The sequence below is a fragment of the Alcanivorax sp. HI0044 genome, from assembly GCF_001634945.1.
Genome location: NZ_LWEZ01000170.1, coordinates 1 through 827 on the forward strand (window position 1 = coordinate 1; position 827 = coordinate 827).

Consider the following 827-nt stretch of genomic DNA (forward strand, 5'->3'; position numbering starts at 1 on the left):
CGCCAGCCCTACAAGGGCAAAACCCCTTTGCCGCCCGCGCTAACCTTCGAGCGCGATGATATTGATGAGGACGTGCTCGCCCTGGTGAAAGAAGAGTTTGCCGATCACATCGGCACTCTGGAGCAGTTTCAGTGGGGAACTACCTCTGCGCAGGCACAACAGGCGCTGGATCATTTTATTGAGCATCGCCTGCCACACTTTGGTGATTATCAGGATGCCATGCTTACTGGTAAAGGGAACACCGGCGAAGACACCCTGTTTCACAGCCTGCTGTCGCCCTACATCAATCTCGGTCTGCTTGATCCCATGGCGGTGTGTCAGGCCGCCGAGCAGGCGTACTTTTCCGGTGACGCACCGCTCAATGCCGTGGAAGGTTTTATCCGTCAGATCATCGGCTGGCGGGAATACGTACGCGGCATTTACTGGTTGCTGATGCCGGACTACGCCGCGGAAAACCGGCTTGGCAACGACCGGCCTCTGCCGGCGTACTACTGGACCGGCGAGACCAAAATGCACTGCATGGCCGAGTGTTTCCGCAATACCATCGACCATGCCTACGCCCATCATATCCAGCGTTTGATGGTCACCGGCAACTTTGCCCTGCTGCTGGGAGTACTGCCGGAGGCCATCTGTCAGTGGTATCTGGAAGTCTATGCCGATGCCTTCGATTGGGTGGAATTACCCAATACGCTGGGCATGGTCATGCATGCCGATGGCGGCTACCTGGGCAGCAAGCCCTATGCCGCGTCAGGCAGTTACATCAATCGCATGTCGGATTATTGCAAGCACTGCCAGTACAACGTAAAGACTGCCAGCGAATCCGAAAG

The 827-nt window shown here is 56.6% G+C and carries 1 protein-coding gene; it reads left to right on the plus strand.

The window, feature by feature from the left end:
* Positions 1–827, plus strand: an 827-nt coding sequence (locus A3730_RS02050; RefSeq protein ID WP_197477226.1) for a cryptochrome/photolyase family protein, incomplete at both ends; no start/stop codon positions are given.